Genomic DNA, 26920 nt, shown 5'->3' on the forward strand with positions numbered 1-26920 from the left:
GTTAAATGCTTTCTGCCATATCGAGTGCTTTGTTCAGGGCACCAAGTTTGTTATAGACTTCTTGTAATTCGCTTTCAGGGTTGGATGCTGAAACGAGTCCGGCGCCTGCCTGATAGTGTAATTCGTGATTTTTACTTAGAAATGTTCTGATCATGATGGCATGATTAAAGTTGCCGTGAAAATCCATAAAGCCAATAGCTCCTCCATAGAAGTTTCTGTTGATGGTTTCATACTTATCTATGAGTTGCAGTGCCATATGTTTTGGTGCTCCACTTAAGGTTCCTGCCGGAAATGTATCGGCTACGACTTGCATAGTCGGGGTATCTGGTTTTTTCTTTGCAGTAACCTTGGAAACCAGGTGAATGACATGCGAAAAGAATTGAACTTCTCGGTATGTTTCAACTTTTACGTTATTTCCGTGTCGGCTCAGGTCGTTTCTGGCAAGGTCAACAAGCATGACATGTTCGCTGTTCTCCTTTTCGTCCTTAGCCAGCTTTTTGGCTAATTCAGAATCTTTTTCATCATTCCCGGTACGTTTGAAGGTACCTGCTATCGGATGAATTTCGGCTTTATTACCTTTTATGACCAGTTGTGCTTCCGGAGAGCTTCCGAAGATTTTAAAGTTTCCGTAATCGAAGTAAAACAGGTAAGGGGAAGGGTTAATACTTCTCAAGGCTCGGTAAACGTTAAATTCATCTCCTTTAAATTTTTGTGAGAAACGCTTACTTAGCACCAGTTGAAATACATCGCCACGGGCACAATGTCTTTTGGCTAGTTCTACATGTTCTTTGTATTCATTATCGGTAAGGTTTGAAACCGGGTCACCTTCTTTATTGAAGTTATAGGTTGCAAAGTTCTTCGAACTTAACAGTTGTTCTATTTGCGGGATGTTATTTTCTGAATTGTAACAATGAGCAAATATATAGGCCTCATTTTTAAAATGGTTGATAGCTATGATGTTTTGATAAATAGCATAATAGATATCTGGGATATTGAGGTGGTCTTCTTTTTGCGTAATATCGACTTGTTCGAAGTAACGAACGGCATCGTGAGCTATATATCCGAACAGTCCGTTATTTATAAATTTGAATCCGTTTTTTTCTGCTTTGAATTGTTGCGCAAACTCTTCTATGGCCTGCGGGACATTTATTTGCTTGTCGATTGCTATTTCTTCGCTTGTGCCGTCCGGGTATTGTTTGGTAATGATTTCATTGGCCACATTAATCGAGGCAATCGGATTGAAGCATATATATGAAAAACTATTATCGTTAGCATGATAGTCGCTACTTTCGAGCAAGATACTATTTGGGTATCGATCTCTTATTTTAAGGTAGACACTCACCGGGGTAATGGTATCGGCAAGTATTTGTTTGTAATGCGTTGTTAAGTTATATGTTTTCATATGGTTTAATGAATTTCAAATGTTTTTAAAATCAAAAAAGGCTTGTCGTGTTTGACAAGCCTTTTTGTATATTAAGTTTTAATTTATACTATAGCGGTGCCTCTCACGACGTCTGACGTAAGTTGATCCACCACCAAGTATTGTTTAAAATATTGTTCATTCTCGTTTTGAATATGGGGTCAAATATAGAAATGAAATTTTAATTTTCAAACGGGTTTTAAAAAAATAACAAAAGAAGTATGAAGCTGTTACAAAAAGAGAAAGCTCCACTATACGAATAAAGTGAAGCTTTCAAACCAACCACCTTTGATTGTCTAGAACTCTAAATCAACAACCAAGTCAAATTCGTCATATATGGTTTTATCTCCCAGGTTGTCAAAAAAGCTACCTGAACCATACTTAACATTGTATTTACTTCTGTCTATTTTAAGGGTAGCAGTTGCTTTGCTGCCATAAACAGATACATCGAAGGTTACGGGGTTTGTAATTCCTTTTATCGTCAGGTCTCCGGTAACTTCGTATGAGTTTTTACCAGTAGCCTTTACATTTTTGAATACTAAAGTAGAGGTCGGGTGATTTTCAACACCGAAGAAATCATCCGATTTTAAGTGTCCGTCTAATTTTGTTTTCCATTCTCCTTCAAGGTCGGTAGACCCAATGGTAGTCATATTAACTACAAATTCTCCTCCGGTAAGTTTGTCACCGTCGAATTCTAAGTGACCATCCTTTAGTGCTACGGTTCCCTCATGAGAACCGGTAACCTTATATCCTTTCCAGGTTACGGTACTTTTTTCTGCATTTACACTTTTTTTCTCAGTTTCGATTGAATTAGCAGAAGCAGTTCCAACTACTAAAGCTAAGGTAATGGCTAATAAATTTTTCATTTTGTTCGTGTTTTAAATTGTTGTAAATAATTCTGTTTTTGGTTTTCTTACTTTTATATATTCCTGGGTATTGTCTTCTTCACTTCTGTAACCTACAGGTGCAATTACGGCTGCGTTTAACCCTTTTTCATTCAGTCCGAGAATTTCATTGAACTTATCTGCTTCAAAGCCTTCCATAGGACATGAGTCTATTTTGAGTTCGGCGGCGGCAGCTAATAGGTTACCTAAAGCGATGTAGGTTTGTTTAGAAGTCCAAACTGCCTTCGCGTCTTCAGGAAGACTGTTTACCACCCCATTTATCATTTCGCTAAAACCGTTAAGGCTATCTACCGGAATGTTTCTGGTAGCACTGATATTATTCATATAGGCTTCAGTGTCTTTTGGACTTAAGTTAACCTTATTGGCGAATACAACCAAATGCGATGCGTCAGTTATTTGGGTTTGGTTCCAAGCTGCCGGCTTTAACTTTTCACGGATTTCCTGATCTTCAATGATTAGCACCTGGTATGGTTGTAATCCGTATGATGAAGCGGATAACTGAATAGCTTCCTTTAGTGTTTCTAAATCCTGGGGACTAATTTTCTTTGACGGATCAAATTTTTTAGTCGCATATCTCCATTTAAGATTTTCAATGATATTACTCATGATAATTGTGTTTACTATAATTGTATATACAAATGTTTATTTAAATTTTTTTATACTCTAAGTTTGTCCAGCAGGTTATTGAGGGTGTTAAGTTCTTCTTTACTTAATTCGACAATTATCTGCTGTTCGGCTTCGCATACTGCTTTATCCATTTCAATTAAAGCGTTCAGTCCATCGTTAGTGATAAAGATCTCTACTTTTCTTCTGTTTTGTTCGCAGGTATGACGTTTTACAAAATTTTTATCAATTAGTTTATCGACCAAACGAGTCGTGTTGCTCATTTTGTGAATCATTCTTTCCTGGATGGTCGAGAGGTTCGCCGGTTTTCCTTTTTGACCTCTGAGTATTCTCAGCACATTGAATTGAGGAGTGGAAACGTCAAATGGTTTAAGTGCATCTGTTATTTTATCACTTATAATATTTGCTGTATAAACCAAATTGACTACCGCTTTTGTGTGGTCAGACATTGTTTCTGTTTTTATGATTTCCTCTATCTTCAATTGTATTGACAAAATTTGTTGGTACAAATGTAATGTAAATATTTGTATATACAAGTGTTGTGGTGATAAATTTTTGTTAAAGAGGTAATGTGTTGATATTCTATGTCTTTATTTTGTAGGTGAGATATAATCAAATTGTGTGCTATTGGCATAAATTAAATTATAGTATTGATGAAAAATGGAGTTGTTTTTTTATTTTTTGTATTTTTAATAGTAAACAAGGGTTTAGGACAATATCAAAACAAGGATGTTGCCATTGCTGATTTGGCGGCTGATGCAAATAGTTTGTCGGTTAAGACTTATAATTTTGATGAATTAGAGCCTTACTTACATATTAAAGATGACAAAATTTACGTTATAAACTTTTGGGCCACCTGGTGTAAGCCATGTGTAGAGGAGTTGCCTGGTTTTGAAAAGATCTTAAAGGAATATAAGGATAAAGATGTGGAGGTAGTGTTGGTGAGTTTAGATTTTCCAACGATGTTGCGAACCAACCTTATTCCTTTTGTCAAAGAACACGATTTACAATCGAAAGTTGTATTGCTGGATGATCCGAAGCAAAACGTATGGATTCCCAAAGTAAATGCTGAATGGAGTGGCGCCATTCCGGCTACGATTATTTATACGAAGGATAAAAGATTGTTTTTTGAGGATACTATGACTTATGAAGCATTGAAAGCGAATATCGACCAGCTTATAAACGAATAACCACTTTTTAGATTATGAAGACTTCAATAAAAACCATTTCACTCATTTTATTAGTATTTATAACGAGTGCATTTACGATAAATGATTCGGGGTATGGAATTGGGGATTATGCTACTGATTTCGAATTAAAAAATATCGATGGGAAAAAGGTTTCTTTAAAAGATTATAAAGAAGCCAAGGGTTTCCTGGTAATTTTCACCTGTAATAGTTGTCCGTATGCTGTTGCTTATGAAGATCGCATTATTGCTTTGGACAAGAAATATAAATCGCTCGGGGTACCTGTTATAGCGATTAACCCGAATAATCCGGAACTACAACCAAGAGATGGTTTTGATCAAATGAAAAAGAGAGCGGCGGATAAGGGGTTTACTTTTCCTTATTTGTTGGATGAAGAGCAGGATATTTTTCCGCAGTATGGTGCTACCAGAACTCCTCACGTATTTTTATTAGAGAATACTTCTAAAGGATATTTAGTTAGGTATATTGGGGCTATTGATGATAATTATCAAGATGCTTCCCAGGTGGAGACGAAATACGTCGAGGATGCTGTCGAGGCTATGTTGGCAGGTGAGGAAATAAAGATAACAACCACCAAGGCTATTGGCTGTGCGATAAAGGTTTAATAAATAGATAAATGAATTTAATAGATCCGGGATGTAACATCTCGGTTTTTTTATAGATAAATATTACATTTGAAAAAAAATAAAAAATGGCAGATTTAACACAACAAGAGTGGGTAGAACAATTAGAGAAAGATGATAACGCTGTTATCCTTGATGTAAGAACTGATGAAGAGGTAGAGGATGGGTATATTCCTAATTCTGTACATATTGATATTTATATGGGTCAAGGGTTTATTGATGAGGTTGAGAAGCTTGATAAGTCTAAGAATTACTATGTGTATTGTCGTTCGGGAAATAGAAGCGGTCAGGCTTGTACCTTGATGGGACAGTTAGGATTTGAAAGTACTTACAACTTGCTTGGCGGATTTAATGAATGGGAAGGAGAAGTAGTGGAATAAGTTAAAATATAAAAATTTTCTTACAAAAAATCTCGTTTTTTAAACGGGATTTTTTATTTTCAATGCATGAATGAGCAGTTCTTGCATTATATATGGAAGTTAAGGAAGTTTGATTTGAATGGAGTGTACCATGCTACAAATGGCCGAATCAGGGTTATATCGGTAGGTGTTCACAATCATGATGCAGGTCCTGATTTTTTTAATGCAAAGATTGAAATAGATGGTCAGCTATGGGCAGGGAATGTGGAGATACATGTAAATGCATCTGATTGGTATGTACATGGTCATGAAAAAGATCACAACTATCAAAATGTGATATTGCATGTGGTCTGGGAAGATGACGTGGTGGTTTATTCCTATGATGGACGAATTATTCCTGTGCTTGTAATGAAGCCTTTGATTGGTTTTGTTACTCTTAGTAATTACGAGAAACTTATAAAGACTCAAAAGCAATTTATTAATTGCGAGACTCGTATTCATGAGATTGATCACTTTTTATGGGGGCGTTGGCTTGAACGTCTTTTTTTTACGCGGTTACAATCGAAATCTGCATTCATTGAAGGTTGTCTGCAGCAGAATGGCAATGATTGGGAGGCAACTTTGTTTCGTGTTTTAATGCGTAACTTTGGATTTGCTATAAATGCCGATTCATTTGAAAGTGTCGCTACGGCAGTTAATCACAGGGTTATCCGAAAAATGCAAAATGATTATACGGCATTTGAGTCATTCTTATTTGGAATGACAGGATTATTGGAAGGGGAATATAGCGATTCTTATTTTAGAGATTTAAAGAAGTTGTTTCGCTTTCAGCAGCGTAAATATGGTTTAAGTTCAGGCGCTGTTATCGCCCCTAAATTTCACAGGCTTCGTCCGCTGAACTTTCCAACGATTCGATTGTCTCAAATTGCTCATTTATATAGTAAGGAGGTGCATCTGTTTTCAAAGATTATGGACTCAAACACGAAAGAGGCCTTTTATGAATTATTTGATGTCGTTGCCGGGCCTTATTGGGATACACATTATACTTTTGACAAACCTTCACCTAAGAAATCCAAAAAAAGGACTTCCAAGGCATTTATAGATCTTATTATTATCAACACGGTCATTCCTTTGAAATTTAAATATGCCCAATATGCAGGTGCGTCTTTTGATGAGGACCTTATCGGATTGATGGAGGCACTTCTTCCTGAAAAGAATTCTATAATAGTCAAGTTTACCCAATTAGGAGTTAAGGTACCCAATGCATTCAGGAGTCAATCGCTTTTACAGTTGTATACTGAGTACTGCAGGAAGAATAAATGTCTTCAATGTGAGGTAGGAAATAAATTAATTAACGAATAGTTATTATATTTACCACGATGAACAACATAAGCAACATACGTTATTTTTTTGAAAAACACGGATTTGAAGTTTCCTCTCGTCTGGCTGAAAAGATGGGAGTTAAGGCTAAGAATGTAAGATTGTTTTTTATATATGCCTCCTTTGCAACGCTGGGGGTTTGGTTTATTGTGTATTTAAATCTCGCGTTTTGGTTGCGTTTAAAAGATTTAGTTTATACCAAGCGTACGTCTGTTTTTGATTTATAGGATTTATGTTTAAACTCTTCAGGTCGAAATTCTATATCGCTATTGCACTACTGGTGTTTGTTTTTCTATTTGGGATTTTTGGATACCGTTATTTTGGGGAATACAACTGGATCGATGCGGTTTATATGACGGTTATCACCGTTACAACTGTTGGATTTAGTGAGGTTAGGCCTTTGGATGGGGAAGCAAAAATTTTTACTATAATTTTAATTATATCCAGTGTATTCATTTTTGCTTTTGCCATATCAATTATTACAGAATTTCTATTGGTTAGGAGTACGGTTCAGCAAATAAAACTTAGAAAGATGAAACGAAAAATCAATCAACTCAAAGACCATGTTATCATATGTGGTTATGGTAGAAATGGAAAACAAGCGGCTCTTAAGTTATTGCGATATAAGAAACCATTTGTTGTGATAGAGAGTAATGAGGAAGTTATAGAAAAGGAGCAGGATGATCAGGTTTTGTTTATTCTGGGGAATGCTAATGAAGATGAGGTGTTGCTTGAAGCCGGAATAGAAAAAGCCCAGGTATTGATAACTGCCTTGCCGAATGATGCCGACAACCTTTTTGTGGTGTTATCGGCTCGTCAGCTTAATAAGGGGTTAAACATCATCAGCCGGGCTTCTGAAGAGTCGTCTCAACGGAAGTTAACCCTTGCCGGAGCTGACAGGACCATAATGCCGGATAAGATAGGGGGAGATCATATGGCTTCTTTGGTCGTGTTACCCGATCTGGTTGAATTTGTTCGACAACTAGCTATTGAGGGGAAGGATACTATTACTTTAGAAGAAGTTTCTATGGATGATCTGCCTGAAAAATACAAGTATAAATCACTTATAGATTTGAATTTGCGAAGTGTAACCGGGTGTACGGTGATTGGGTATAAGGAAGCTTCAGGAGACTTTATTATTAATCCTGAGGGCGATACAAAATTGCTTCCTAATTGCAAATTGGTGGTATTGGGCAGACCGGAGCAAATAAAGAAGCTCAATGAAATGTTTAATATAAAAGAAAGCTTTGTGTAGTACACTGTTGTTCCTTATCGACATAACCAGGTAGCTTGTTTTTATCTTGTTGAAAGTAACTTATAAATAGCTTTCTATTCGAAGGTAGAATCAGTGAGGTTGCAGGCGTTTTAAGGTTTTCAATCAGTGAATTCTCGAGTTGTTTGAATTGATTTTCAATGTAAAGGGGCTTTAGTTATAACACTTAAAATTTGTCTTGGATGATATTTTTTAAGATATTGGCGTCCTGTTTAACAAATCCTAACCTAAAATTAACGAAAAATTACATTATGAAGAAACCTTTTCTCTTGCTAATAATGTTAACTGTGACCGCTTTTTCTTTTGCGCAAGAACTAACGGTAACGGAGACAATAGATAACCCTTCCAAAATTATAAATGACGGACAAATATCTATTAAAGTAGAAGGAGGGCAAGAGCCTTATACCTACAAGTGGAGTAATCAATCGACCTCATTAAAGTCTAATATTGCTTCCGGATTAACGGAGGGAGTGCCCTATTCAGTTACGGTAACAGATGCTAATGGGCTTTCGGTAACCAAGGAGTATGAAGTGCCTACCAGAGCGATAACTGAGGTTTTTAATAGTACGATGACACCGGCAGTAGCAGCGCTTGGTTCTGTCTTGTTTTGGGATCCATTTGCGGCCATTGGAATTTATGATCCGGTGAAATATGCTGATGCTAAAATGGTAGGTATACCAAGCTGGAATGCGCGAACCACGAATAAATATACTTTAAAGAAGTGGTTGATCAATGAAGGGGTTCATGTAAATAAAGGTGATGAAATTGCCATTGTTTCCAAACGTACCGGAGAAGATGAAACAGTAACGGCTAGTGTAAGTGGAAAGTTGAATCACCTGGTTAAGGAAGGTCAAATTATTTACAATGCAGACAACCCAGAGCATGTTATTGAAACTAACGCGGATGTTTTTGCAAAAATAGAATATGATGAAAAGGTGCCATTGTTGCATCCTAATGGTGATAAGCAAACCAGCAGTATTCCATTTATCGTAGTATGGTTAGTTTTAGGAGCTACCTTCTTTACACTCAGAATGGGATTCATCAACATAAGAGGTTTCAGGCATTCACTTGACTTAGCAAAAGGTAAATTTGATGATCCTAATGCACCTGGGCAGATTACCCATTTCCAGGCATTGGCTACGGCAGTTTCAGCTACCGTTGGATTAGGAAATATAGCCGGGGTTGCGGTGGCGATATCCTTAGGGGGAGCCGGAGCTACTTTCTGGATGATTCTTGCAGGATTGCTAGGGATGTCATCTAAGTTTGTAGAGTGTACCTTAGGTGTAAAATACAGAGATATACTTCCTGATGGAAGAGTATTTGGAGGACCGATGAACTATCTTCGTTATGGTCTTGAAAAGAAAAACCTTAAAGGGTTTGGAAAAGTGCTAGCCGGAATTTTTGCTGTGTTATGTGTTGGGGCTTCTTTTGGGGGCGGAAATATGTTTCAGGCAAACCAATCATTTGCAATTCTTTCCAGTCAATTACCAGCTTTAGAGGGTAACGGATTCTATTTTGGATTAATCGTGATGATTCTTGTAGGTGTTGTAATTATTGGTGGAATCAAGAGTATTGCAAATGTAACAGGTAAAATTGTTCCGTTTATGGCAGCTGTTTATGTTTTGGGTGCCTTAGCGGTTATAATATTCAATATTAAAAACGTAGGTCCTGCAATTTCGGCCATTATAGATGGAGCTTTCAGTCCTAGTGCACTTAAAGGTGGATTTATAGGTGTATTGATCGTAGGTTTTCAACGTGCGGCATTCTCGAACGAAGCTGGAGTTGGATCGGCGGCAATTGCGCATAGTACTGCTAAAACGAACCATCCACCATCTGAAGGGTTTGTGGCTTTATTAGAGCCTTTTATAGATACCGTAGTAGTTTGTACCTTAACTGCTTTAGTGCTTATTTTTACAGGGATGCATGAGGTTACCGGGGTAGCCGGGGCCGAATTGACATCAACTGCATTTGGTAGTGTAATATCGTGGTTCCCTTACGTGTTGGCTATTGCAGTGTTCTTATTTGCTTTCTCTACTATGATTTCATGGTCGTATTACGGGATGAGAGCCTGGACTTATTTATTTGGAAAGAGTAAACGTACGGAATTGGCATACAAACTTTTATTTTTAGTGTTTGTAGTGGTCGGTGCATCAGTGAGTTTAGGGGCTGTTCTTGACTTTTCAGATATGATGATTCTTGCCATGTCGTTTCCGAACATTATCGGTCTTTATATAATGAGTGGTGAGGTACGTAAAGACTTAAATGAGTATTGGGCTAAATTGAAGAGCAATAAGCTTTTTAGAAAACAACAACAAAAAGAAACTCCGGACACACAGCAGGCTGCGAGTTAAATAAAAGTATATATGAAAACGGCATCCCATTTCAGGTTGAATAAAAACCAACGAAATGGGATGTTTTTTTTGATTCTTATTATTCTTACCCTTCAGGGAATTTATTATTTCTTTTCCGCAGGTTATATGAAGGGGACTTCTTCGAACATTCCTTCGGAGTCATGGTCCTTATATCATGATTCTTTGCCTATTGCATCTCCATTAAATTCAGGTATTCTTTATAAATACGATCCGAATTATCTCGATGACTATAGCGGTTATGTTTTGGGATTAGATCCGGAGGTCCTGGATAGATTGTATGCTTACAGAGCTACGAATGCTTTTGTGAACTCGATTGAGGCATTTCAGGAAGTTACCAAAGTTTCGGACTCCGCAGTTTTGGCTATACGTTCTCAATTGAAGTTTCGACAATGGAATGACACGTATAGATTTAGAGAGCGTCAGGATATTGAAAGGCCTTTGAGGTTAACAGTTCAAAAGCAGGATTTGAATGCTGCGACTCCTGCTGATTTGACCCGGGTTCATGGAGTGGGTGCTGTTTTTTCTAAACGTATCGTGAAATACAGAGCTCTTTTAGGAGGTTTTGTTGAGGAGGCGCAGTTGTATGAGGTTTATGGGTTGGATAGTTTGGTTGTTCAGAGAATCATTAAGGCCTTTGAAATTGATGACCTTTCCGGCGTGAGGAAAATCAATATAAATGAGGCGAGTGTTAAGCAATTGGCTTCCAATGTGTATATTGACTATGATTGCGCTCGGGCAATTGTTGCCTACCGGACTAAAAGGGGAAAAATCAGGGATTTAAAGGAATTAACAAAAATTCAAGGTTTTCCTTCAGAAAAAATAAATCTAATTCAAGTATATTTGGAGATTGAATAAAAGGTATTGACGCAATGAATACAGAATTGGCAAAAACAATGAATTTTGATTATTCCGAAACGCAAGAAATGGTGGCTAATTCGGCCAGAGATTTTGCTAAACAATATATAGCACCTTATGTATTAGAGTGGGATGAGTCTCAGGTTTTTCCTGTTGATGTTTTTAAGAAGGCAGGAGAGATGGGTTTTATGGGAGTTTTGGTTCCAGAGCAGTATGGTGGTTCAGGGCTTTCATATCACGAGTATGTTGCTATAATAGAGGAGATATCTAAGGTGGATCCTGCAATCGGTCTTTCGGTGGCAGCACATAATTCTTTATGTACCAATCATATTTTGGAGTTTGGTAATGAAGAGCAGAAAGCCAAGTGGTTGCCTAAACTTGCAACTGCGGAATGGATAGGAGCCTGGGGGCTTACGGAGCACAATACAGGATCTGATGCAGGTGGTATGAATACTACTGCGGTTAAGGATGGTGATGCCTGGGTGTTGAATGGAGCAAAAAACTTTATTACTCACGGTATTTCCGGTGACATAGCTGTCGTTGTTGTACGCACCGGAGAGAAAGGTGATTCTCATGGAATGACGGCTTTTGTAATAGAAAAGGGAACGCCTGGTTTTTCAAGTGGAAAGAAGGAGAATAAACTGGGAATGCGTGCCAGTGAAACTGCCGAATTGATTTTTCAAGATTGTAGAATTCCTGATGCCAATAGATTAGGAGCTGTGGGTGATGGATTTATACAGGCCATGAAAGTTTTGGATGGTGGTCGTATTTCTATAGGGGCGCTGTCTCTTGGGATAGCTAAAGGAGCTTATGAGGCCTCGCTTAAGTATTCGAAGGAACGTGTGCAATTTGGTAAGCCTATCTCGGAATTTCAGGGGATTTCTTTTAAGTTGGCTGATATGGCTACTGAAATAGAAGCTTCTGAACTATTATTGCACAAAGCTGCTTTTGAAAAAAATGCTGGTCGCAAGATGACTAAGATTGGGGCGATGGCTAAAATGTATGCTTCTGAGGTTTGTGTGAAGGTTTCTAACGAGGCGGTTCAGATTCATGGTGGGTACGGTTATACGAAAGATTTTCCTGTTGAAAAATTCTATAGGGATTCTAAGCTATGTACCATTGGTGAGGGAACCACGGAAATACAGAAATTAGTAATTTCTCGTAACCTGCTGAAATAGGGTAGTTTATTTTTTTATTTTTTTAGTTGCGCGATTTTGATTAATTAGTATATTTGCCGCGCTAAAAGAAAGGAGGTGTGTAGAGCATGCTAGTAATACCAATAAAAGAAGGAGAAAATATAGACAGAGCGCTAAAGCGTTATAAGCGAAAGTTCGATAGAACAGGTACTATGCGTCAGCTAAGAGGCAGACAGCAGTTTACAAAACCTTCTGTTGAAAGAAGAGCTGAAATACAAAAAGCACAATACATTCAGGGATTAAGAGATCAGGAAGAGATCTAGTCTTATTGATGTAAATGTTTAAGCCGTTATTGGGCAAAGTTTTTTAACTTTGTTTAATAACGGTTTTTTTATGCCTTTTAAAAAATTTCACGATTATCTTGCTTTAGAAAAGAACTATTCAGTTCATACTATTACTGCCTATCTGAATGATCTTGAGGAATTCTCTTCGTATTGTAGTGAAGCATTTGGAGAAGGTGTTATCGATATGGTGAATTATTCACAGATTCGTTCCTGGATTATTGAATTGGTGGAACGAGGTGTTGCAAACAGGTCGGTTAACCGAAAGATATCGTCTTTAAAAGCTTACTATAAATTTTTAATTAAAGTAGGGGTTATAGAGGTCCATCCGTTAGCCAAGCACAGGGCTCTTAAAACATCAAAAAAAGTAGAGGTTCCTTTTTCTGAACAGGAGATGATGAAGGTTTTTGAATCTTTATCGCCGGAGGATACGTTTGAGGCTACGAGGGATCGATTAATGATTGAATTGTTTTACGGTACGGGAATACGGCGGGCGGAGTTGATTAATTTAAAGGAAGGTGATTTAGATCTCTCGGGGAAAACTATTAAGGTATTGGGTAAAAGAAATAAGGAGCGCTATGTTCCTTTATTGCCATTTGTGGAAGATTCTCTTCAGCGTTATTTGAGGCATAAGAGGGTTGTGGAGCATTCGGATTCAGGAGGCTTTTTATTTTTGTTAAAATCGGGTTATAAAGTTTATGAAACGTTTGTTTATAGAGTAATAAATAATTATTTTAGTAAAGCATCTACGAAAGTAAAAAAGAGTCCACATATTCTCAGACATACATTTGCTACTCATTTACTAAATAAAGGTGCGGATTTAAATGCGGTGAAAGAATTACTGGGGCATTCCAGTCTGGCATCGACTCAGGTGTATACGCACAATAGTATAGAGGAGTTGAAGAGGGCATATGGGAAAGCACACCCCAGAAACAATTAAATTTAATTCTTCCCGTTTTATTTGTTTAACCTTAAAAAATCAAACGAAATGAAAGTAAACACTCAATCTGTTAATTTTGCAGCAGACCAAAAGTTGGTGGATTTCATTCAGAAAAGAATGGATAAGCTAGAGGTTTTTTATGATCGGGTAGTCCATTCGGATGTATACCTTAAAGTGCAGAAGACGAGTCAAAAGGAAAATAAAATTGTAGAGGTTAAAGTTCATGTCCCGGGAGATGAGTTTATGGTTAAAAAGCAGTGTAAGACTTTTGAGGAGGCGGTAGATAGTGCTGTCAGTTCTTTAGAGCGGGTGTTGGTAAAACGTAAAGAAAAGTTAAGAGCTCACATCTAGAATAAAAATTTTAGATATTTTGTTTTGAAAAAAAAATAAAATATATACATTTGCAGTCCGTTAGAAATAGCGGACTTTTTTATTGTGTTTGCCGATGTAGCTCAGCTGGCTAGAGCAGCTGATTTGTAATCAGCAGGTCGTGGGTTCGAGTCCCTCCATCGGCTCAATAGAAAATAAAGAGAAAGTTCATTAAAATAATGGTTTGGGGAGATACTCAAGCGGCCAACGAGGACAGACTGTAAATCTGTTGGTTTTTACCTTCGCAGGTTCGAATCCTGCTCTCCCCACTAAATAATGTTAACGACTCTATTGTTGAGTTGTTTGTTTAATAAGCGGGAGTAGCTCAGTTGGTAGAGCGTCAGCCTTCCAAGCTGAATGTCGCGAGTTCGAATCTCGTCTCCCGCTCTTTTAAATTTTCAAGCCGACGTAGCTCAGGGGTAGAGTGCTTCCTTGGTAAGGAAGAGGTCACGGGTTCAAATCCCGTCGTTGGCTCATGTGTTGTTTATTATTGAACACTAATATATAACTAAGATTAAAATTATTAAATCATGGCAAAGGAAACTTTTGATCGTTCCAAACCGCACTTAAATATTGGTACTATTGGACACGTAGATCACGGTAAGACTACCCTAACTGCTGCAATTACTAAGGTATTGGCAGATGCTGGTTTTTCAGATGCTCGTTCATTCGATTCTATCGATAACGCACCGGAAGAAAAAGAAAGAGGTATTACAATTAATACTTCACACGTAGAATATCAAACAGCGAATCGTCACTATGCACACGTTGACTGTCCAGGTCACGCCGATTACGTTAAGAACATGGTAACTGGTGCTGCGCAAATGGACGGTGCTATCTTGGTAGTGGCTGCTACAGATGGTCCAATGCCACAAACTCGTGAGCACATCCTATTAGGTCGTCAGGTAGGTGTTCCAAGAATCGTTGTATTCTTGAACAAAGTTGATATGGTTGATGATGAGGAGCTTTTAGAGCTTGTTGAGATGGAAGTAAGAGAATTGCTTTCTTTCTACGAGTATGATGGTGACAATGGTCCTGTAGTTGCAGGTTCTGCTTTAGGTGCACTTAACGGTGAGCAAAAGTGGGTTGATACAGTATTGGAGCTTATGGAAGCTGTTGATAACTGGATTGAACTTCCTCAGCGTGACGTTGATAAGGATTTCTTAATGCCTATTGAAGATGTATTTACAATTACTGGTCGTGGTACTGTTGCAACTGGACGTATCGAAACTGGTATTGCTCACACTGGTGATGCAGTAGATATTATCGGTATGGGAGCTGAGAAGCTTACATCGACTATTACAGGTGTTGAGATGTTCCGTAAGATTCTTGATGAAGGACAAGCTGGTGATAACGTAGGTATCTTATTAAGAGGTATTGAGAAGACCGATATCAAAAGAGGTATGGTTATCTGTAAGCCAGGTTCTGTAACTCCTCACTCTAAATTCAAAGCTGAGGTTTACGTTCTTAAGAAAGAAGAAGGTGGTCGTCACACTCCGTTCCACAACAACTATCGTCCGCAGTTCTATTTAAGAACAACTGACGTTACTGGTACAATTTCACTTCCTGACGGAGTTGAGATGGTTATGCCAGGTGATAACTTGACTATTACGGTTGAACTATTAAGCCCGGTGGCTTGTAACGTAGGTTTACGTTTCGCTATCCGTGAAGGTGGTAGAACTGTAGGTGCTGGTCAGGTAACTGAAATTTTAGACTAATTTCACAATATATATAGTTTTAAGGTGTCTGCATGCGGATGCCTTAAAACTTGAATACGGGTGTAGTTCAATGGCAGAATAGCGGTCTCCAAAACCGTTGATGGGAGTTCGAATCTCTCCACCCGTGCTAGAAAGACTTAAGCTATGACAGTAATAAACTACATAAAGGAATCTTTTGATGAGTTGAAAAACAATGTGACCTGGCCAACCTGGGCTGATGCTCAGAAATTAATGGTAACGGTTGCTGTTTTTTCTATTTTGTTTTCTTTAGCGACTTGGGGTGTTGATACGGTATTTACCAAGTTGATTGGTCTGTATTTTGATTTAATTGGTTAAACCAGAAAGAAGATGGCAGAGGGCTTGAAGAAACAATGGTATGTAGTTAGGGCTGTTAGTGGTCAGGAGAACAAGGTGAAATCTTATATTGAAAATGAGGTTTCTCGTCTTGGTTTTGAGGATTACGTAGAAGAGGTATTGGTTCCTACCGAGAAGGTGGTTCAGATCCGAAATGGCAAAAAAACAAATAAAGAACGCGTTTACTTTCCGGGGTATGTAATGGTGAAAGCCAATCTGGGTGGTGAGGTGGTTCACGTTATTAAATCTATTACAGGAGTGATCGGTTTTCTTGGTGAGGTAAAGGGAGGAGATCCTGTGCCTTTGAGAAAATCTGAGGTGAACAGAATGTTAGGAAAGGTTGATGAGCTTTCTGTAAAAACTGATAATGTAGCAATACCGTATACTGTTGGGGAGACTGTTAAAGTTATTGATGGTCCTTTCAATGGGTTTAATGGTACTGTAGAAAAGGTAAATGAAGAGAAGCGTAAACTTGAGGTAATGGTTAAGATTTTTGGAAGAAAGACACCATTGGAATTGAGTTATATGCAAGTGGAGAAAATTTAATTTGTTACGCATATATAGATTCGCCTAGCTTCCATAATTAGGCGAACGTAATTGTTTTAAATTGAACTATAACAATGGCAAAAGAAGTAAGTAAAGTAGTTAAGCTACAAGTTAGGGGAGGTGCAGCGAACCCATCGCCGCCGGTTGGACCCGCTTTAGGTGCTGCCGGAGTTAACATCATGGAGTTCTGTAAGCAGTTTAATGCTCGTACGCAGGACAAACAGGGTAAAGTTTTACCTGTTGTTATCACGGTTTATAGTGACAAGTCATTTGACTTTGTCGTAAAGACACCGCCAGCGGCAGTTCAGCTTTTGGAAGCGGCTAAGATTAAAAGTGGTTCAGGAGAGCCTAACCGTAAAAAGGTAGCAAAGATCACTTGGGATCAGGTGAAGACTATTGCAGAGGACAAAATGCAAGATTTAAATGCGTTTACTGTAGAGTCTGCTATGAGCATGGTTGCAGGTACTGCAAGATCTATGGGTATAACGGTAACAGGTGATAAGCCTTTTTAATCTTAAAAGAATCTAGAAATGGCAAAATTGACAAAAAAGCAAAAAGAAGCTTTAGCAAAAGTAGACAGAAGTAAATTATACTCTGTGGAAGAGGCTTCAGCTTTAGTTAAGGAAATCACTAATGTTAAGTTCGACGCATCTGTAGATTTAGCTGTTCGTTTAGGTGTAGATCCACGTAAAGCTAACCAAATGGTTAGGGGTGTTGTAACACTTCCACACGGAACAGGTAAAGATGTTAAGGTACTTGCGTTAGTAACTCCGGACAAAGAGGAGGAAGCTAAAGCAGCGGGAGCAGATTATGTAGGTTTAGATGAGTATCTACAAAAGATAAAAGACGGTTGGACAGATGTTGATGTAATTATCACTATGCCAAGCGTAATGGGTAAATTAGGTCCACTAGGTCGTATTTTAGGTCCTCGTGGTTTAATGCCTAACCCAAAAACAGGAACCGTTACTATGGATGTAGCTAAAGCGGTTAAAGAAGTTAAGGCTGGTAAGATCGATTTTAAAGTTGATAAGACTGGTATCGTTCATGCAGCTATTGGAAAAGCTTCTTTTTCACCAGAGCAAATTGCAGGTAACGCGAACGAATTAATTTCAACATTAATCAAATTGAAGCCAACTGCAGCTAAGGGAACTTATATCAAGAGTATTTATATCTCTAGTACTATGAGTCCTAGTGTACCGGTAGATCCGAAAGCAGTTTAATTGGTAGTTAGAAATTTTTTTCAAGCATGACAAGAGAAGAAAAATTAACAGTAATAGAAGATTTAACTGCACAGTTAGCTGATAACGCAAACATCTACCTAGCAGATATTTCAGGTTTAGATGCACAAACTACTTCTAATTTAAGAAGAGCTTGTTTTAAAGCGAATATTACGCTTGCAGTTGTAAAGAACACATTGCTTACTAAAGCAATGGAAGCTTCTGATAAAGATTTCGGAGATCTTCCTTCTGTATTAAAAGGGAATACTTCTTTAATGTTTTCTGAAACTGGTAATGGACCAGCTAAGCTTATCAAAGAGTTTAGAAAGAAATCTGAGAAGCCTTTATTGAAAGGTGCTTTTATTGAAGAGGCAGTTTATGTAGGGGATGACCAATTAGATGCCTTGGTTAGCATCAAGTCTAAGGAAGAAGTTATTGGAGATATCATTGGATTACTTCAGTCGCCTGCTAAGAACGTTATTAGCGGTCTTAAATCAGGTGGTGGTAAATTGGCTGGTATTCTTAAGACTTTATCAGAAAAAGAATAAGTACGCACTTAATAATATTTATATTTTAAAATTTTAAAACGATAGAAAAATGGCAGATTTAAAGGATTTTGCAGAAAAATTGGTTAACTTAACAGTTAAAGAAGTAAACGAGTTAGCTGATATCTTAAAAGAGGAATACGGTATAGAGCCTGCTGCTGCTGCTGTAGCTGTAGCTGGTGGTGCTGCTGGTGGAGATGCTGGTGCTGCTGAGGAGAAGTCTGAATTTGACGTAATTCTTAAGTCAGCAGGTGCTTCTAAGTTAGCAGTTGTTAAACTAGTTAAAGAATTAACTGGTTTAGGTCTTAAAGACGCTAAAGAGATGGTAGATGGCGCTCCAAAAGCTATCAAAGAAGGTGTAGCTAAAGATGAGGCTGAAGGTCTTAAGAAGTCTTTAGAAGAAGCCGGAGCTGAAGTAGAGCTTAAGTAAGCATACCAGGCTAAAAACTTACGGTTTAGGTCTTAGGAGAAATGTCCTCAAGACCTAAACCCTTTTGCGTATATAAATATATGCGTATATTACACTAAGGTACTTTAATCAAAATTTTGTCCATTGATGTTCACAAATCAGACTGATAGAATTAATTTCGCTTCTGCTAAGAATACTCCGGAATACCCGGATTTCTTAGACATTCAGATTAAATCGTTTCAAGATTTCTTTCAACTTGAGACTAAATCGGAAGCGAGAACCAATGAAGGATTGTATAACACCTTCATGGAGAACTTTCCCATAACTGATACCCGCAATCAATTTGTACTTGAATTTTTGGATTATTTTATTGATCCTCCTCGCTATAGTATCCAGGAATGTATTGAGAGAGGTCTTACATACAGTGTGCCATTAAAAGCACGTTTGAAACTGTACTGTACAGATCCGGAGCACGAAGATTTTGAAACTATAGTTCAAGATGTATATTTGGGGACCATCCCTTACATGACTCCTAGTGGTACTTTTGTTATCAATGGAGCTGAAAGAGTTGTGGTATCTCAATTACACCGTTCTCCAGGGGTATTCTTTGGGCAATCATTTCACGCAAACGGAACCAAGTTATATTCTGCAAGGGTAATACCATTTAAAGGTTCTTGGATAGAGTTTGCTACCGATATTAACAGCGTTATGTACGCTTATATCGACAGAAAGAAAAAGCTTCCTGTTACCACTTTATTCAGAGCAATCGGATTTGAAAGGGATAAGGATATTTTAGAGATATTCGATCTTGCTGAAGAAATTAAGGTTTCAAAAACAGGGCTTAAAAAATATTTAGGAAGAAAGTTAGCTGCTCGTGTTTTAAATACATGGCATGAAGATTTCGTTGATGAGGATACGGGAGAAGTAGTTTCAATTGAACGTAACGAAATCGTTTTGGACAGGGATACAGTTCTTGAAAAAGATCATATTGAACTCATACTTGAAGCGAATGTTAAGACTATTCTTTTACATAAAGAAGAAAGTTTAACGTCGGATTATGGGATCATTCACAATACATTACAAAAAGACCCTACCAACTCTGAAAAAGAGGCGGTAGAACACATTTACCGTCAGCTACGTAATGCTGAACCACCTGATGAGGAAACTGCCCGAGGTATCATCGACAAGTTATTCTTTTCAGATCAGCGTTATAACTTAGGTGGTGTAGGTCGTTACAGAATGAATAAGAAGTTAGGACTTGATATCTCTATGGATAAGCAGGTGTTAACTAAAGAAGATATCATTACGATCGTTAAGTATTTAATTGAGCTTATCAATTCAAAAGCGGAAGTTGATGATATCGATCACTTGTCAAACCGTCGTGTTCGTACTGTAGGTGAACAATTATCTACACAATTCGGAGTTGGTTTGGCGCGTATGGCACGTACTATTCGTGAGCGTATGAACGTTCGTGATAACGAGGTATTTACACCGATAGATTTGATTAATGCTAAAACGCTTTCTTCGGTTATAAACTCGTTCTTTGGTACGAACCAGTTATCTCAGTTTATGGATCAAACGAACCCATTAGCGGAGATTACACATAAACGTAGATTATCTGCATTAGGACCAGGGGGTCTTTCGAGAGAAAGAGCAGGATTCGAGGTTCGAGATGTTCACTATACACATTATGGTCGTTTGTGTCCAATCGAAACGCCTGAAGGTCCGAATATTGGATTGATTTCATCACTTGGGGTATTTGCTAAGGTGAATGCTATGGGATTCATTGAGACTCCATATAGAAAAGTGGCTGAAGGTAAGGTAGATCTTAGCGAGATCCTTTATTTAAGTGCAGAAGAAGAAGAAGAGAAGAAGATTGCTCAGGCGAATATTCCGCTTAAAGATGACGGAACTATAGACAAAGATCGTGTTATTGCACGTGAGGAAGGTGACTTCCCGGTTGTTGAGCCAACAGCAATTGACTATACTGACGTAGCGCCGAACCAAATAGCGTCTATATCAGCATCTTTAATTCCATTCTTAGAGCACGATGATGCGAACCGTGCCTTAATGGGATCAAACATGATGCGTCAGGCAGTACCATTACTTCGTCCTCAATCACCTATTGTTGGTACAGGATTGGAGCGTCAGGTAGCGTCTGATTCAAGAGTGTTGATTAATGCTGAAGGTTCTGGTGAGGTTGATTACGTTGATGCAACTAAAATTACCATCAAATACGACAGAACTGATGATCAACAATTAGTGAGTTTTGATGATGATTATAAGACCTATGATCTTGTAAAGTTCAGAAAGACGAACCAGGGGACTTCAATTAACTTAAAGCCTATCGTTAAGAAGGGTGATAAAGTTATTAAGAACCAGGTTTTATGTGAAGGATATGCTACACAGCAAGGAGAATTAGCACTTGGAAGAAACCTACAGGTGGCCTTTATGCCATGGAAAGGATATAACTTTGAGGATGCGATTGTTATTTCTGAAAAAGTAGTAAGAGAGGATATCTTTACATCAATTCATATCGATGAGTATTCATTAGAGGTTCGGGACACCAAATTAGGTGCTGAAGAATTGACTAATGATATACCGAATGTTTCTGAAGAGGCTACCAAAGACCTTGATGAGAATGGAATGATCAGAGTTGGTGCTGAAGTTAAACCTGGAGATATTCTAATCGGTAAGATTACTCCAAAAGGAGAGTCTGATCCGACTCCGGAAGAAAAATTATTAAGAGCTATTTTCGGTGATAAAGCGGGTGATGTTAAGGATGCTTCATTAAAAGCGTCTCCGTCATTAAGCGGTGTTGTTATCGATAAGAAATTGTTTTCACGTGCTGTTAAAGACAAGCGCAAGAGAGCAAAGGATAAAGAAGATATAGCAAGATTAGAGGCTGAATATGGAGCTAAGTTTGATGTCTTAAAAGACAGACTTATTGAAAAGTTATTCACGCTGGTAAATGGTAAGACCTGTCAGGGTGTATTTAATGACTTAGGTGAAGAAGTATTGCCAAAAGGTAAGAAGTATACACTTAAGATGTTAAATGGTGTTGATGATTTTGCACATTTAGTTAGTGGTGTTTGGACGACTGATGATAAGACCAATGAACTTGTTAATGATCTTCTTCACAACTATAAGATTAAATTAAACGACCTTCAGGGAGCGTTAAGAAGAGATAAGTTTACGATCTCTGTAGGAGATGAGCTTCCGTCTGGAATCATGAAACTAGCTAAGGTTTATATCGCTAAAAAGCGTAAACTTAAAGTTGGTGATAAGATGGCAGGTCGTCACGGTAACAAGGGTATTGTTGCAAGAATCGTTAGACAAGAAGATATGCCATTCCTTGAAGATGGAACACCTGTTGATATTGTATTGAATCCGCTAGGGGTACCATCTCGTATGAACATTGGTCAGATCTATGAAACCGTATTAGGATGGGCCGGATTAAAATTAGGAAAGAAATTTGCTACGCCTATTTTTGACGGTGCTACATTGGATGAGATCAATGAATTTACTGATGAGGCAGGTATACCTAGATTTGGACATACTTACCTTTACGATGGTGGTACGGGTCAGCGTTTTGACCAGGCTGCTACAGTAGGGGTGATCTACATGTTAAAATTAGGTCACATGGTAGATGATAAGATGCACGCTCGTTCTATTGGACCATACTCACTGATTACGCAACAGCCGCTTGGTGGTAAAGCCCAGTTTGGTGGTCAGCGTTTTGGAGAGATGGAGGTATGGGCACTTGAAGCTTATGGTGCATCAAGTACTTTACGAGAGATCTTAACAGTAAAATCTGATGATGTTATTGGTAGAGCTAAGACGTATGAAACTATTGTTAAAGGGGAAGCGATGCCAGAGCCAGGATTACCTGAATCGTTCAATGTATTAATGCATGAACTTAAGGGACTTGGATTAGACATCAGATTAGAGGAATAAACGTAGTGGGCTTTCATATGCCCACTACCATTTTTTTACATTAAATTACATTATCACCATTTATATCATGGCAAAGACAAAAGATAGGAATACTGTACAGAGGTTTAACAAGATCTCAATCGGTTTGGCTTCTCCAGAGTCAATTTTAGCAGAATCGCATGGTGAAGTTTTAAAGCCAGAAACCATCAACTATCGTACTCATAAACCAGAGCGCGATGGTCTTTTCTGTGAGCGTATTTTTGGACCTGTAAAGGACTACGAATGTGCTTGTGGAAAGTATAAAAGAATCCGATACAAGGGTATTGTTTGTGACCGATGTGGTGTTGAAGTTACCGAGAAAAAGGTACGTAGAGATAGAGTAGGACACATTAACTTAGTGGTGCCAATTGCGCATATTTGGTATTTCCGTTCGCTGCCTAACAAAATAGGATATCTTCTGGGACTTCCTTCTAAGAAACTCGATATGATTATTTACTACGAGCGTTATGTAGTAATTCAGCCGGGTATCGCTAAGGGACCAGAAGGAGAAGAACTTAACAAAATGGATTTCTTAACGGAAGAAGAATATCTAAACATTTTAGATACACTTCCTCAAGAGAACCTTTATTTAGATGATTCTGACCCGAATAAGTTTATTGCTAAAATGGGTGCAGAGTGTCTAATTGATATTTTAAACAGATTAGATTTAAACGAGTTATCATATCAGCTTCGTCATAAAGCTAATACAGAGACTTCAAAGCAACGTAAAACTGAAGCTTTAAAGCGTTTACAAGTTGTTGAAGCTTTCCGTGATGCACAGAAGAACAGAGAGAACAAGCCTGAATGGATGATCATGAAAGTGATTCCTGTAATTCCACCAGAATTACGTCCGTTGGTTCCTTTGGATGGTGGTCGTTTTGCTACCTCGGATTTGAACGATTTATACAGACGTGTTATTATTAGAAATAACCGTTTGAAGCGTTTAATTGAGATTAAAGCACCTGAGGTGATTTTACGTAATGAAAAGCGTATGCTTCAGGAAGCTGTTGATTCATTGTTTGATAACACCAGAAAATCTTCTGCTGTTAAAACTGAATCAAACAGACCGCTTAAATCTTTATCGGATTCATTAAAAGGTAAGCAAGGTCGTTTCCGTCAGAACTTACTAGGTAAGCGTGTGGATTATTCAGCACGTTCGGTAATTGTTGTTGGACCTGAACTTAAGTTATATGAGTGTGGTCTGCCTAAAGATATGGCGGCAGAGCTTTATAAGCCTTTTGTTATCCGTAAGTTGATAGAAAGAGGGATTGTAAAGACTGTTAAATCGGCTAAGAAAATTATAGATAGAAGAGAGCCGGTAGTTTGGGATATTCTTGATAATGTAATTAAAGGACATCCGGTACTACTTAACCGTGCTCCAACCCTTCACCGTTTGGGTATCCAGGCGTTCCAACCTAAATTAATCGAAGGTAAGGCGATTCAGCTTCACCCATTGACATGTACGGCATTTAACGCCGACTTTGATGGTGACCAGATGGCTGTTCACGTTCCACTAGGACCGGAGGCTATTTTAGAAGCGCAATTGTTAATGCTAGGGTCTCATAACATATTGAACCCTGCAAACGGGTCTCCTATTACGGTTCCATCTCAGGATATGGTATTGGGTCTTTACTACATGACTAAAGGTAGAGAGGCCACCCCTGAAAATGGAGTTAAGGGACAAGGAATGACTTTTTATTCTCCAGAGGAGGTAAATATAGCTTATAACGAGCAGCGCGTAACATTGAATGCTTACGTTAAGGTACGTACTAAGGACTTAGACGAAAATGGTGAGTTGGTAACGAAGATTATCGAAACAACTGTTGGTCGAGTATTGTTTAACGAAATGGTTCCTGAGCAAGCAGGTTATATCAACACTGTATTGACTAAAAAATCACTTCGTGACATTATTGGACACGTACTTAAAACTACCGATGTTCCTACCACTGCTGATTTCCTTGATAAGATCAAGAACATGGGATACAACTTTGCATTCCGTGGTGGATTATCATTCAGTTTAGGTGATATTATTATTCCTGATAAGAAATCGACTTTGATCGATGATGCCAATGAGCAGGTTGAAGGAATTATGATGAACTACAACATGGGTCTTATTACCAATAACGAACGTTATAATCAGGTAATTGACGTATGGACTTCTACCAACGCTATGTTGACCGAATTGGCAATGAAACGAATTCGTGAAGATCAACAAGGGTTTAACTCAGTATTTATGATGTTAGATTCTGGTGCGAGGGGTTCAAAAGAGCAGATTCGTCAGTTAACCGGTATGCGTGGTTTGATGGCAAAACCTAAAAAATCGACTGCCGGTGGTGGAGAGATTATTGAAAACCCTATTCTTTCAAACTTTAAAGAGGGTCTTTCAATTCTTGAATACTTTATCTCAACGCACGGTGCTCGTAAGGGTCTTGCGGATACGGCACTTAAAACGGCGGATGCGGGTTATTTAACGCGTCGTTTAGTAGATGTTTCGCAGGATGTTATTGTTAACATCGAAGATTGTGGTACGTTAAGAGGTCTTGAAGTAGAGCCATTGAAGAAGAATGAGGAGATTGTTGAATCTCTGGGAGAACGAATTCTTGGCCGTGTATCATTAAATGATGTTCATGATCCAATTAGTGGAGAATTATTAGTAGCTGCAGGAGAGGAGATATCTGAAGCTGTAGTTAAGAAAATAGATGCTTCCCCAGTGGAGAAAGTAGAAGTACGTTCTCCGTTAACTTGTGAGGCTAAACATGGTATTTGTTCTAAATGTTACGGTAGAAACCTTGCAACCGGTAAGATGGTTCAAAGAGGTGAGGCTGTTGGTGTAGTAGCTGCACAGTCGATTGGAGAACCGGGTACACAGTTAACACTTCGTACGTTCCACGTTGGGGGTATTGCTGGTAACATTTCAGAAGAGAATAAAGTTATTTCTAAATACGATTGTAGAGTTGAAATCGACGATCTTAAATTGGTAACCGGAGAAGATGCTGAAGGAAATGCTTCTGAGATTGTAATATCTCGTACTGCTGAAGTTAAATTCATCGATGAAAAATCTGGAATTACTTTAGGTACCAATAACATTCCTTACGGTTCTACCATTTTTGTTAAAGATGGTCAGAAGGTTTCTAAGGGTGATGCGATCTGTCAGTGGGATCCGTATAACGCGGTGATCATCTCTGAGTTCTCAGGTAAGATTGCTTACGAGAATATTGAGCAAGGTGTAACTTACCAGGTAGAGATCGATGAGCAGACAGGTTTCCAGGAAAAAGTGATTTCTGAATCAAGAAACAGAAAGCTTATTCCAACCTTATTGATCAAAGATGCTAAAGGTAATACATTACGTTCTTACAACTTACCAGTAGGTGCACACTTAATGGTTGATGATGGAGATAAGATCAAGGAAGGTAAGGTATTGGTTAAGATTCCTCGTAAGTCATCTAAAGCAGGTGATATTACCGGAGGTCTTCCACGTGTAACCGAGCTATTCGAAGCGCGTAACCCTTCGAATCCTGCGGTTGTATCTGAGATTGACGGTGTTGTGTCGTTTGGTAAAATCAAGCGTGGTAATCGTGAAATTATCGTTGAATCTAAATTAGGAGATGTTAAGAAGTATCTAGTTAAACTTTCTAACCAGATCTTAGTTCAGGAGAACGATTATGTTAGAGCGGGTATGCCACTTTCTGATGGTGCTATTACTCCGGAAGATATCCTTAAAATCAAAGGGCCTTCTGCAGTACAACAATACCTGGTAAATGAGGTACAGGAAGTATATCGTTTACAGGGTGTAAAAATTAACGATAAGCACTTCGAGGTTGTGGTTCGTCAGATGATGCGTAAAGTAATCATTAACGATCCGGGTGATACTAACTTCTTAGAAAATGAATTGATTCACAAATTCGATTTCATCGAAGAGAACGATCGTATTTTCGGTATGAAGGTAGTAGAGGATGCCGGGGAGTCTGAGAACTTACGTGCGGGACAAATCATTACGCCTCGCGAGTTGAGAGATGAGAACTCTATTCTAAGAAGAAATGATAAAGAGTTGGTAGTAGCAAGAGATGCGGTGCCTGCAGTAGCAACGCCGATCTTACAAGGTATTACCAGAGCATCACTTCAAACGAAGTCATTTATTTCTGCAGCATCGTTCCAGGAAACAACAAAAGTTCTGAATGAGGCGGCTGTAAATGGTAAGGTTGATACTTTAGAAGGATTAAAAGAAAATGTAATTGTTGGTCATAGAATTCCAGCCGGTACAGGTATGAGAGATTACGATAATATTATCGTAGGATCTAAGGAGGAATATAATGAGATAATGGCTGGCAAGGCTAAGGTGAATTTATAATTT

General features: G+C 38.3%; 25 protein-coding genes and 5 tRNA genes. 26 read left to right on the forward strand and 4 right to left on the reverse strand.

Going from position 1 to position 26920, the window contains the following annotated elements; translation table 11 throughout:
• Position 1: 1 nt before the first annotated feature.
• The 4 genes from BM361_RS10340 to BM361_RS10355 all read right to left on the reverse strand — a co-directional run bounded on the left by BM361_RS10340 (position 2) and on the right by BM361_RS10355 (position 3398).
• A complete protein-coding gene (locus tag BM361_RS10340) occupies positions 2-1402 on the reverse strand; it encodes an anthranilate synthase component I family protein (protein WP_074978697.1) in 1401 nt (466 codons plus the stop codon).
• A 314-nt stretch (positions 1403-1716) separates the two neighbouring features.
• Complete coding sequence (locus BM361_RS10345; RefSeq protein ID WP_074978699.1) at positions 1717-2286, reverse strand: YceI family protein; 570 nt, start codon at positions 2284-2286, stop codon at positions 1717-1719.
• A gap of 12 nt (positions 2287-2298) precedes the next feature.
• Positions 2299-2931 (reverse strand): NAD(P)H-dependent oxidoreductase, encoded by a 633-nt coding sequence (locus tag BM361_RS10350; protein WP_074978700.1) that lies wholly within the window; start codon positions 2929-2931, stop codon positions 2299-2301.
• Between the two features lie 50 nt (positions 2932-2981).
• Positions 2982-3398, reverse strand: coding sequence for a MarR family winged helix-turn-helix transcriptional regulator (locus BM361_RS10355; protein ID WP_235444230.1), 417 nt, complete (start codon positions 3396-3398; stop codon positions 2982-2984).
• A 204-nt stretch (positions 3399-3602) separates the two neighbouring features.
• Between BM361_RS10355 and BM361_RS10360 the strand changes: the two genes are divergently transcribed.
• The 26 genes from BM361_RS10360 (at position 3603) to rpoC (ending at position 26917) form a co-directional block, all read left to right on the forward strand.
• Complete coding sequence (locus tag BM361_RS10360) at positions 3603-4139, forward strand: TlpA disulfide reductase family protein (protein WP_038261245.1); 537 nt, start codon at positions 3603-3605, stop codon at positions 4137-4139.
• Positions 4140-4153: 14 nt separating this feature from the next.
• Positions 4154-4762, forward strand: coding sequence for a thioredoxin family protein (locus tag BM361_RS10365; protein ID WP_074978702.1), 609 nt, complete (start codon positions 4154-4156; stop codon positions 4760-4762).
• A gap of 86 nt (positions 4763-4848) precedes the next feature.
• Complete coding sequence (locus BM361_RS10370; protein ID WP_074978703.1) at positions 4849-5160, forward strand: rhodanese-like domain-containing protein; 312 nt, start codon at positions 4849-4851, stop codon at positions 5158-5160.
• 66 nt (positions 5161-5226) lie between these two features.
• Positions 5227-6501: a DUF2851 family protein gene (locus BM361_RS10375; RefSeq protein ID WP_074978705.1), complete on the forward strand. Its 1275-nt coding sequence runs from the start codon at positions 5227-5229 to the stop codon at positions 6499-6501.
• Positions 6502-6518: 17 nt separating this feature from the next.
• Positions 6519-6746 (forward strand): hypothetical protein, encoded by a 228-nt coding sequence (locus BM361_RS10380; RefSeq protein WP_038261257.1) that lies wholly within the window; start codon positions 6519-6521, stop codon positions 6744-6746.
• A 5-nt stretch (positions 6747-6751) separates the two neighbouring features.
• A complete protein-coding gene (locus tag BM361_RS10385; RefSeq protein WP_038261261.1) occupies positions 6752-7774 on the forward strand; it encodes a potassium channel family protein in 1023 nt (340 codons plus the stop codon).
• A gap of 269 nt (positions 7775-8043) precedes the next feature.
• Positions 8044-10143 carry an amino acid carrier protein gene (locus tag BM361_RS10390; RefSeq protein WP_038261825.1) on the forward strand — a complete coding sequence of 700 codons (2100 nt, stop codon included), beginning with the start codon at positions 8044-8046 and terminating at the stop codon, positions 10141-10143.
• Positions 10144-10155: 12 nt separating this feature from the next.
• The gene (locus BM361_RS10395) at positions 10156-11019 is read left to right on the forward strand and encodes a ComEA family DNA-binding protein (protein ID WP_074978706.1); all 864 of its coding nucleotides are present in this window, start codon (positions 10156-10158) and stop codon (positions 11017-11019) included.
• Positions 11020-11057: 38 nt separating this feature from the next.
• Positions 11058-12197, forward strand: a complete 1140-nt coding sequence (locus BM361_RS10400; RefSeq protein WP_038261828.1) for an acyl-CoA dehydrogenase family protein — start codon at positions 11058-11060, stop codon at positions 12195-12197.
• Positions 12198-12283: 86 nt separating this feature from the next.
• Positions 12284-12478, forward strand: a complete 195-nt coding sequence (gene rpsU, locus BM361_RS10405; RefSeq protein WP_038261268.1) for a 30S ribosomal protein S21 — start codon at positions 12284-12286, stop codon at positions 12476-12478.
• A gap of 70 nt (positions 12479-12548) precedes the next feature.
• Positions 12549-13436, forward strand: a complete 888-nt coding sequence (locus tag BM361_RS10410) for a tyrosine-type recombinase/integrase (protein ID WP_074978708.1) — start codon at positions 12549-12551, stop codon at positions 13434-13436.
• A 48-nt stretch (positions 13437-13484) separates the two neighbouring features.
• Complete coding sequence (gene hpf / locus BM361_RS10415; protein ID WP_038261274.1) at positions 13485-13787, forward strand: ribosome hibernation-promoting factor, HPF/YfiA family; 303 nt, start codon at positions 13485-13487, stop codon at positions 13785-13787.
• Positions 13788-13877: 90 nt separating this feature from the next.
• Positions 13878-13951: transfer RNA gene (locus tag BM361_RS10420), tRNA-Thr, on the forward strand.
• Positions 13952-13991: 40 nt separating this feature from the next.
• Positions 13992-14074, forward strand: a tRNA-Tyr gene (locus tag BM361_RS10425).
• Positions 14075-14119: 45 nt separating this feature from the next.
• A tRNA-Gly gene (locus BM361_RS10430) sits at positions 14120-14192 on the forward strand.
• Between the two features lie 15 nt (positions 14193-14207).
• Positions 14208-14279, forward strand: a tRNA-Thr gene (locus tag BM361_RS10435).
• Between the two features lie 56 nt (positions 14280-14335).
• Positions 14336-15523: an elongation factor Tu gene (gene tuf / locus BM361_RS10440; RefSeq protein WP_038261277.1), complete on the forward strand. Its 1188-nt coding sequence runs from the start codon at positions 14336-14338 to the stop codon at positions 15521-15523.
• Positions 15524-15579: 56 nt separating this feature from the next.
• Positions 15580-15650, forward strand: a tRNA-Trp gene (locus BM361_RS10445).
• Positions 15651-15667: 17 nt separating this feature from the next.
• Positions 15668-15859: a preprotein translocase subunit SecE gene (gene secE, locus BM361_RS10450; RefSeq protein WP_038261278.1), complete on the forward strand. Its 192-nt coding sequence runs from the start codon at positions 15668-15670 to the stop codon at positions 15857-15859.
• A 12-nt stretch (positions 15860-15871) separates the two neighbouring features.
• Positions 15872-16423: a transcription termination/antitermination protein NusG gene (gene nusG, locus BM361_RS10455; RefSeq protein ID WP_038261281.1), complete on the forward strand. Its 552-nt coding sequence runs from the start codon at positions 15872-15874 to the stop codon at positions 16421-16423.
• A 74-nt stretch (positions 16424-16497) separates the two neighbouring features.
• Positions 16498-16935 (forward strand): 50S ribosomal protein L11, encoded by a 438-nt coding sequence (gene rplK, locus BM361_RS10460; RefSeq protein WP_038261283.1) that lies wholly within the window; start codon positions 16498-16500, stop codon positions 16933-16935.
• 18 nt (positions 16936-16953) lie between these two features.
• Positions 16954-17643 (forward strand): 50S ribosomal protein L1, encoded by a 690-nt coding sequence (gene rplA, locus BM361_RS10465; RefSeq protein ID WP_038261286.1) that lies wholly within the window; start codon positions 16954-16956, stop codon positions 17641-17643.
• 26 nt (positions 17644-17669) lie between these two features.
• A complete protein-coding gene (gene rplJ, locus BM361_RS10470; protein WP_038261288.1) occupies positions 17670-18188 on the forward strand; it encodes a 50S ribosomal protein L10 in 519 nt (172 codons plus the stop codon).
• Between the two features lie 49 nt (positions 18189-18237).
• Positions 18238-18615, forward strand: a complete 378-nt coding sequence (gene rplL / locus BM361_RS10475) for a 50S ribosomal protein L7/L12 (protein WP_038261291.1) — start codon at positions 18238-18240, stop codon at positions 18613-18615.
• Between the two features lie 126 nt (positions 18616-18741).
• A complete protein-coding gene (rpoB, locus tag BM361_RS10480; RefSeq protein ID WP_038261294.1) occupies positions 18742-22551 on the forward strand; it encodes a DNA-directed RNA polymerase subunit beta in 3810 nt (1269 codons plus the stop codon).
• A 67-nt stretch (positions 22552-22618) separates the two neighbouring features.
• Positions 22619-26917, forward strand: coding sequence for a DNA-directed RNA polymerase subunit beta' (rpoC, locus tag BM361_RS10485; protein WP_038261297.1), 4299 nt, complete (start codon positions 22619-22621; stop codon positions 26915-26917).
• Positions 26918-26920: the final 3 nt, after the last annotated feature.

The sequence above is a fragment of the Zhouia amylolytica genome, from assembly GCF_900116365.1.
GTDB classification, from domain to species: Bacteria; Bacteroidota; Bacteroidia; order Flavobacteriales; family Flavobacteriaceae; genus Zhouia; species Zhouia amylolytica.

What these genes read in the sequence shown, in the direction of transcription:
- BM361_RS10340 (WP_074978697.1), bottom strand. Translation starts at nt 1,402, where the DNA reads ATGAAAACATATAACTTAACAACGCATTACAAACAAATACTTGCCGAT.
- BM361_RS10345 (WP_074978699.1), bottom strand. Translation starts at nt 2,286, where the DNA reads ATGAAAAATTTATTAGCCATTACCTTAGCTTTAGTAGTTGGAACTGCT.
- BM361_RS10350 (WP_074978700.1), bottom strand. Translation starts at nt 2,931, where the DNA reads ATGAGTAATATCATTGAAAATCTTAAATGGAGATATGCGACTAAAAAA.
- BM361_RS10355 (WP_235444230.1), bottom strand. Translation starts at nt 3,398, where the DNA reads ATGTCTGACCACACAAAAGCGGTAGTCAATTTGGTTTATACAGCAAAT.
- BM361_RS10360 (WP_038261245.1), top strand. Translation starts at nt 3,603, where the DNA reads ATGAAAAATGGAGTTGTTTTTTTATTTTTTGTATTTTTAATAGTAAAC.
- BM361_RS10365 (WP_074978702.1), top strand. Translation starts at nt 4,154, where the DNA reads ATGAAGACTTCAATAAAAACCATTTCACTCATTTTATTAGTATTTATA.
- BM361_RS10370 (WP_074978703.1), top strand. Translation starts at nt 4,849, where the DNA reads ATGGCAGATTTAACACAACAAGAGTGGGTAGAACAATTAGAGAAAGAT.
- BM361_RS10375 (WP_074978705.1), top strand. Translation starts at nt 5,227, where the DNA reads ATGAATGAGCAGTTCTTGCATTATATATGGAAGTTAAGGAAGTTTGAT.
- BM361_RS10380 (WP_038261257.1), top strand. Translation starts at nt 6,519, where the DNA reads ATGAACAACATAAGCAACATACGTTATTTTTTTGAAAAACACGGATTT.
- BM361_RS10385 (WP_038261261.1), top strand. Translation starts at nt 6,752, where the DNA reads ATGTTTAAACTCTTCAGGTCGAAATTCTATATCGCTATTGCACTACTG.
- BM361_RS10390 (WP_038261825.1), top strand. Translation starts at nt 8,044, where the DNA reads ATGAAGAAACCTTTTCTCTTGCTAATAATGTTAACTGTGACCGCTTTT.
- BM361_RS10395 (WP_074978706.1), top strand. Translation starts at nt 10,156, where the DNA reads ATGAAAACGGCATCCCATTTCAGGTTGAATAAAAACCAACGAAATGGG.
- BM361_RS10400 (WP_038261828.1), top strand. Translation starts at nt 11,058, where the DNA reads ATGAATTTTGATTATTCCGAAACGCAAGAAATGGTGGCTAATTCGGCC.
- rpsU (WP_038261268.1), top strand. Translation starts at nt 12,284, where the DNA reads ATGCTAGTAATACCAATAAAAGAAGGAGAAAATATAGACAGAGCGCTA.
- BM361_RS10410 (WP_074978708.1), top strand. Translation starts at nt 12,549, where the DNA reads ATGCCTTTTAAAAAATTTCACGATTATCTTGCTTTAGAAAAGAACTAT.
- hpf (WP_038261274.1), top strand. Translation starts at nt 13,485, where the DNA reads ATGAAAGTAAACACTCAATCTGTTAATTTTGCAGCAGACCAAAAGTTG.
- tuf (WP_038261277.1), top strand. Translation starts at nt 14,336, where the DNA reads ATGGCAAAGGAAACTTTTGATCGTTCCAAACCGCACTTAAATATTGGT.
- secE (WP_038261278.1), top strand. Translation starts at nt 15,668, where the DNA reads ATGACAGTAATAAACTACATAAAGGAATCTTTTGATGAGTTGAAAAAC.
- nusG (WP_038261281.1), top strand. Translation starts at nt 15,872, where the DNA reads ATGGCAGAGGGCTTGAAGAAACAATGGTATGTAGTTAGGGCTGTTAGT.
- rplK (WP_038261283.1), top strand. Translation starts at nt 16,498, where the DNA reads ATGGCAAAAGAAGTAAGTAAAGTAGTTAAGCTACAAGTTAGGGGAGGT.
- rplA (WP_038261286.1), top strand. Translation starts at nt 16,954, where the DNA reads ATGGCAAAATTGACAAAAAAGCAAAAAGAAGCTTTAGCAAAAGTAGAC.
- rplJ (WP_038261288.1), top strand. Translation starts at nt 17,670, where the DNA reads ATGACAAGAGAAGAAAAATTAACAGTAATAGAAGATTTAACTGCACAG.
- rplL (WP_038261291.1), top strand. Translation starts at nt 18,238, where the DNA reads ATGGCAGATTTAAAGGATTTTGCAGAAAAATTGGTTAACTTAACAGTT.
- rpoB (WP_038261294.1), top strand. Translation starts at nt 18,742, where the DNA reads ATGTTCACAAATCAGACTGATAGAATTAATTTCGCTTCTGCTAAGAAT.
- rpoC (WP_038261297.1), top strand. Translation starts at nt 22,619, where the DNA reads ATGGCAAAGACAAAAGATAGGAATACTGTACAGAGGTTTAACAAGATC.